This window comes from Bradyrhizobium sp. (assembly GCF_035570375.1).
Lineage (GTDB): Bacteria > Pseudomonadota > Alphaproteobacteria > Rhizobiales > Xanthobacteraceae > Bradyrhizobium.
The window spans coordinates 1-6,551 of sequence record NZ_DATMLW010000033.1; the positions used below are offsets into that span (position 1 = coordinate 1).

Annotated in this window: 4 protein-coding genes; 3 read left to right on the forward strand and 1 reads right to left on the reverse strand. The window is 62.7% G+C overall.

All coding sequences use genetic code 11. The features are described 5' to 3' along the window. Positions 1–857: LysR family transcriptional regulator (locus tag VNX23_RS03940; protein WP_325627872.1), on the reverse strand; the 857-nt coding region annotated here is incomplete at its 3' end. Positions 858–1,235: 378 nt separating this feature from the next. Here VNX23_RS03940 and VNX23_RS03945 point away from each other — a divergent pair. The 3 genes from VNX23_RS03945 (at position 1,236) to VNX23_RS03955 (ending at position 6,456) form a co-directional block, all read left to right on the forward strand. Further along, positions 1,236–1,877 (forward strand): ABC transporter substrate-binding protein, encoded by a 642-nt coding sequence (locus tag VNX23_RS03945; protein ID WP_325627873.1) that lies wholly within the window; start codon positions 1,236–1,238, stop codon positions 1,875–1,877. 114 nt (positions 1,878–1,991) lie between these two features. After that, positions 1,992–5,159 (forward strand): efflux RND transporter permease subunit, encoded by a 3,168-nt coding sequence (locus VNX23_RS03950; RefSeq protein WP_325627874.1) that lies wholly within the window; start codon positions 1,992–1,994, stop codon positions 5,157–5,159. Then, on the forward strand, positions 5,152–6,456 hold the full coding sequence (locus VNX23_RS03955; RefSeq protein ID WP_325627875.1) for an efflux RND transporter periplasmic adaptor subunit: 1,305 nt from the start codon (positions 5,152–5,154) through the stop codon (positions 6,454–6,456). The genes VNX23_RS03950 and VNX23_RS03955 overlap by 8 nt, the downstream gene beginning before the upstream one ends. Positions 6,457–6,551: the final 95 nt, after the last annotated feature.

Sequence of the window (6,551 nt, forward strand, 5' to 3'; positions counted from 1 at the left end):
TCGATGAACGCGCGCACCTTGGCGGCCAGATGCCGGCGATGGGGATAGAACGCATTGATTTCGCACTGCTGCGCCCGGTAGCCGGGCAGCAGCGGCACCAGCGCTCCCGAGGCCAGTAGGTCCTCGATCAGAAAAGGCGCAGTTATCATCAGCCCAATGCCGGCCACGGCGGCGGCGCGGGTGGTTTCGGGGCTGCTACTGATCAGGCTCCCCGATATGCGCGCCGTCACCGGATTGCCGCCAGCATCCAGAAAGCGCCACCCGTCCTCGAACGGCGCGTAGGGGTAGCGCAGGCAGTTGTGGCTGGCGAGATCCGCCGGGCTTTGCGGCGCTGAATGCTTATTGAAATAGGCCGGGGCGCCACACAGCATCAGGCTCAACGTCGCGAGGTGCCGTCTGACAAGGGTCGAATCGGGTGTTGGTTGCGCGCTGATCGCCAGGTCGAACGCCTCCTGCACCAGGTCGATCATCGCGTGGCCGGTTCGCAGATCGACAGATGCGTCGGGGTACCGGGCTAGAAAATCGACGATGACCGGCGCAACGAACTGCTCGATGCCCTGCTGGCAATAGACGCGAAGCTGGCCGCGCGGGGTCGCCTGTTGGGCGCCGGCGGCTTCGTCAGCCTCCTCCAAATCCTGTAGAATCTGCACGCAGCGTTCGTAATAGCTGCGGCCGGCCTCGGTCAGGCTGATCCGCCTGGTCGAGCGGTTCAGCAGGCGTACCCCAAGCGCGTTTTCCAGTGCCTGGACCTGGTGGCTGACCCTCGCCTTCGACAGGTTTAAATGCCGGCCCGCGGCCGAGAAGCCGCCGCTCTCGATGACCCGCACAAACGCCGCGACGCTGGCGAACCGATCCATCGGGGCCCTCCTATTGTCTCGAAATACGGAACAGCGTGTTCATCAAAGGCGTGATTGTCTCCTCACGATTGCTACTCATGTCGTCTCGCGAGGTCGGAGCGCAAGAGCGGGGACGTCCGTCGATTGCTGTCCCGTCCTGCTAGAGCCGGAGATATGCGTCTGAGGAGGGGCGCCAGGTATGAAGACGACCGGATGCCCTCGCGAGACCAGCGAGGCGGTCCCGCGCGAACCAAACCTTAGCGATGTGCTGAACGACCCGGTCGTCATCGCGGTGATGCGCGCGGACGGTGTGAGGCCGGATGAGCTGGCCAGGGTTCTTGGGATTCCCGTCTGCCGCGTCAGCTCTCATTCAGGTCGCCCGCGCCAAGGAGAGGAAACGTGACGAAAGGATATTCTTCACTGCCGATTAAAGCTGTGGCCTTAGCCACTGGACTCGGCCTCGGCTTCCTTTCATACCCGATCCTCGCGGCTTCGGGGAGCGGCGGCGACACGGTGCGTGGACTGTATGACGTACTGCTCAACACAATGAAGAGCGGGCATGCACTGGGCCAAAGCGGCCGGTTTATGCAACTGGCGCCAGTCATTCACCGCAGCTTTGATATCGTTTCGATGGTCCGATTGGCAGTTGGCCCGTCCTGGGCCAGTTTGACTGAAGCGCAGCGCCAACGGGCGACCGAAAGCTTCGGCCGCTACATTTCGGCAATTTATGCCGACCGCTTCGATGGCTATGCCGGACAAAAATTCGAGGTGACGGGCGAACAGCCCGCGCCTACCGGGGTCATCGTGAAGAGCCAGATCGTCAAAGCCAATGGCGAGCCCGTCCAGGTCGATTACCTGATGCGCCGCAGCGGCGACAGCTGGCTCATCTCAGACATCTATGTCGACGGCGCGATCAGCGAGGTGGCGACCCGCCGCTCCGAATTCGCCGGCATTCTCAAGGCGGAGGGTATTGACGGCCTGATCGCGGCCCTCAACCGGAAGGCCGATCTCATTACGGGAACTACGGCGAGCTCGCTTTGAGAGCTTTGCTAATGCCGTTAACGCAAACCTGCCGACACCGCCGGTTATGCGACGGTCTTTTGAGGCCGAGCAGCTCTCGGCGCCCGCCGGGATCGCTAGGACAAGGATAGCGCGATGGGCATCGTCCGATTTGCACTGAGATTTCCGTACACTTTTTACGTTCTGGCCGCCCTCATTCTGTTTCTCGGCGTTTCGGCCATCACAGTCATGCCGGAGGATATCTTCCCGGAGATCGACATTCCGGTGGTGTCGGTGATCTGGCAGTACACGGGTCTCAGCGTGCCGGAGATGGAGCAGCGCTTCACGACCTACAGCCAGTACGCGATGAGCAGCAACGTCACCGGCATCAAAAACATGGAGGCGCAGACCCTCAACGGCATCTCGGTACAGAAGGTATATTTCCAGCCCGACGTCAGCCTCGACCTCGCCATCTCGCAGATCGTCGCGGCGACGAATTTTGTCCGAGCGGTGATGCCGGCGGGCACCCAGCCGCCAATCGTGGTCAAGTACGACGCGTCGAGCGTCCCGGTGCTGCAGCTCAGCCTCAGCTCCGACCGTCTCAGCGAGCAGCAGCTCTATGATTACGGGCTCTACAATTTGCGCCAGCAGCTTGCGCCGGTGCCGGGCGTGACTTTTCCGGCCCCCGACGGCGGCAAGTACCGACAGATCATGGTCGATATCGACCCGCTGAAGCTGCAGGCCAGGGGCCTGACCCCGGCAGACGTGGTCAATGCGGTCAATGCTCAGAACCTGACAGTGCCGTCGGGGCTCGTCAAGATCAGCGACACGCAATACACGGTTCGCACCAATGCGATGCCGCTGAGCATCGCCGACCTCAATGACATTCCAATCAAATACACCAACGGGCAGACGGTGTTCCTGAAGGATGTCGGCCAAGTGCACGATGGCTGGGCGGTGCAGCAGAACATCGTCCGCAACGAGGGCCGCCGCTCGGTACTGCTGAGCGTCCTAAAAAACGGCAATGCCTCGACTGTCGCGGTCGTCAATGGTGTGCGCAAGGTCCTCGAGGTCGCCCGCAAGGCGGCGCCGCCCGGCCTCGGCATCAACGAACTCTTCGATCAATCGAAGCTCGTCACCGCATCGATCGCCGGTGTGCTGCGCGAGGGAGCGATCGCGGCGGGACTCACCGGGTTGATGATCCTATTGTTTCTCGGCTCATGGCGGTCGACCCTGATCGTGCTGATCTCGATCCCGCTGTCGATCCTGACGTCCATCGTCATCCTCTATTTCATGGGCCACACGCTCAATACGATGACATTGGGCGGCATGGCGCTGGCGGTCGGCATCCTGGTTGACGATTCCACAGTGACGATCGAGAACACCCACCGGCTGCGCAGCGGGGGCATGAGCCTCGCCGCGGCGACATTGCATGGCTCCGCCGGGATTGCAGTGCCGACGATGGTCTCGACCTTGGCGATCAGCTGCGTATTCACCTCTGTGGTGTTTCTCGAAGGGCCGGCAAAATTCCTATTCACCCCGCTCGGGTTCGCGGTCGTGTTTGCGATGTTGGCGTCCTACGCGCTGTCGCGGACGTTGACGCCCGTCATCATCGGCCTGCTGCTGAAGGGCGAGCACCACGGGAACGATGGCTCGGGCAACTGGTCCGCGCGTTTTGAGCGCGGGTTCGAGCTATTTCGCCGGGGCTATGTGCGCATATTGACGATGCTCCTTAAACGGCGGGGCATCGTTCCGGTCGTCGCGGCGTTGATGCTCGCGCTGGGCGGCGTGATGTTCACCGAGGTCGGTCGCGACTTCTTTCCGGACATCGACGCCGGACAGATCAAGCTCCACGTTCGCGCTCCGGCGGCGACCCGCATCGAGGCCACCGAGCGCATCTTCCAGGAAGTCGAGGACAAGATCCGCGAGGTCATCCCGGCACGCGACCGCGACCTGATCGTCGACGACATCGGCGTACCTCAGCGACAGTACAACCTAGCGTTCACCGATGGCTCGACGATCAACGTCAACGACGGCGTGATCCTTATCTCCCTCAAAGACGGGCACGCGCCGACCGCCAGCTACGTGCGCCGGCTGCGCGAAGTGTTGCCCGCCGCCTTTCCCTCGGTGACCTTCTACTTGCAGGCCGCCGACATGGTCACGCAGATCCTCAATTTCGGATTGCCGGCGCAGATCGACGTTCAAGTCGTCGGTCGCGACCGCGCCACCAATCTGCGCGTGACGCACGAGCTGCAACGCCGCATCACCGGCATTCCGGGCATCGTCGATGCCCATCTGCAGCAAGAGCTCGATGCGCCGGCGTTTATGGTCAACATCGATCGGTCGCGGGCATTGCAGCTCGGTCTCAACGCGCAGGCCATCGCAACCGATGTCAATACCAGCCTCAGCTCCTCGGAACAGGTCGCAACCAATTTCTGGACCGACCCCAAGGCCGGAATCCCCTACTACATCGCAGTCCAGACGCCCGAGCATCTGGTGAGCTCGCTCAACGAACTCGGCAACACCCCGGTGTCGACCCAGCTCGCCGCCAATGGCCCGCCGATACCGGGACTGTTGAGCAACGTCGCGACATTGCAGCGCGACACCGTGCCGACCAATCTGAACCAGACCAATATCCAGCCGGTCTACGACATTTACGCCAGCGTGCAAGGCCGCGATCTCGGCAGCATTGCGGGTGACATCGGCAAGATCGTCGCCGAACTGCAGAAGGAGCTCAAGCCCGGCAACACGATCCGGGTTCTCGGGCAGATCCAGAGCATGCATGACTCCTTCCGGGATCTGGGCATCGGACTGCTGTTTGCGGCCGTGTTCGTATATCTGCTGATGGTCGTCAACTACCAGAATTTCGGCGACCCGTTTGTCGTGATCCTGGCGCTGCCGGCGACCTTTTGCGGCATCGTCACAATGCTGTTCATCACCGGCACGACGCTCAATGTCCCCTCGCTGATGGGTGCTATCATGGCAGTGGGTGTTGCCTCGGCGAATTCCATTCTGCTGGTCACGTTCGCACGGGAGCGACAGCTCAAAGGCAGGAGCGCGTTCCGGGCCGCACTTGACGCCGGCCGAACCCGGATACGCCCGGTGCTGATGACGGCGGCCGCGATGGTCGCCGGCATGATCCCGATGGCGATTGGTGGCCCCGGCGAGGAGCAGAACGCGGCATTGGCGCGCGCGGTGATCGGCGGCCTGCTGTTTGCCACTCCCACCACCCTGCTCATCGTTCCCTATCTGTTTGCGATGCTGCGCAAGCGCAACGACGGCGTCACAGTCTATGGCGTGTTCGAGGATCTCCCCGATGAATGATCTCGATGTCCGCGATCGCGATGACGTGATCGACCGGGATCGCCAAGGCAACCCCGCGGTCGACCGCGAGATTAAGATCCCCGCGAAGCATCGCCCGCCAGTGCGCCGTCGATGGGGCGGGCGTCTATTCGCGCTCGGGGGGTTTTTGCTCCTCGCCGCCGGCCTCTCGCTAGGAGTGTGGGGACAATATTCGCAGCAGGAACAGGTCACGGCGACTGCCGAGCAGGCGCGTGACTTCGTACCCAGCGTGCGCGTCGCGACAGTCGAGGCGAGCCCCGGCACCCTTTCGGTCACCTTGCCGGGCACGACGGCCGCATTCGCCGCGGCCAACATCTTTGCGCGCGCAACCGGCTATATCGCCACGCGCAACGTCGACATCGGAGATCATGTCAAGGCGGGAGAACTGCTGGCGCAGCTCGCAGTACCGGAACTCGATGACCAGATTTCGCAGAACGAGGCGACGCTCAATCAGCTCAAATCGGCGCTAACCCAGGCGGAGGCCAACCGAAGGCTCCGCCAGGTGACTTGGGACCGAGACCAACCGTTGGTCGAGAAAGGCTGGGTGACCCGCCAGCAAGGCGACGTCGACGTCCAGAACCTCAGGGCACAGGAGGCCGGCGTTGCCGCCGCGAAACATAACGTCACGGCGCAGGAGAACCTGGTCAAGCAGCTCTATCAGAATCGAGACTATGCCTCGGTGGTGGCACCGTTCGACGGCGTCATCACCCAGCGCAATGTCGATGTCGGCAGCCTGGTGCAAGGCCCGCCAACTGCGACGAGCGGCACGTTCATGTTCGAAATCATGCAAGAGAACGTCATCCGCGTCTCGGCCTACGTGCCGCAGGACGCGGCCTTCGGCGTGGCGCCGGGCGTCGGCGCCGTCGTGCGGGTGCCGGAAATCCCCGATCGCGAGTTCCCCGGCACCGTTACCCGGATCGCCGATGCGCTGCAGCCCGGCACACGGACGCTGTTGACCGAAATCGACATACCCAATCCCGACGGCGCGCTGACGCCCGGCATTTACTGCACGATCGAGTTGCACATCCCGCGCAAGACGTCGAGCCTTTCAGTGCCGGCCGATGCGCTCATCTTCAACCGCAACGGAATGCAGGTGGCGGTTGTCAGCAATGGCAAGGCGGAGATCCGCAAGGTCAACGTGAAGCGCGATCTGGGTACGCGGGTGGAAGTGGACACCGGGCTCAAGGCCGGAGAACAGGTGATCCTCAATCCGCCGGTCGCCCTTGTCGACGGCAGCAAGGTGCAGCTTCGCCCCGCGGCCGCTGCGCCAGACAGCTAGGCTGTTGCGACGGCCAGCGCCACGTGTTCTGCAACGCAATGGAGGAAAGCAGGTTCACACCGAAATTAGATGGGAGGGACGTCCGGTTCGGGTCA

Coding starts and splice junctions, on each gene's coding strand:
- VNX23_RS03955 (WP_325627875.1), top strand. CDS start 5,152: ATGAATGATCTCGATGTCCGCGATCGCGATGACGTGATCGACCGGGAT.
- VNX23_RS03950 (WP_325627874.1), top strand. CDS start 1,992: ATGGGCATCGTCCGATTTGCACTGAGATTTCCGTACACTTTTTACGTT.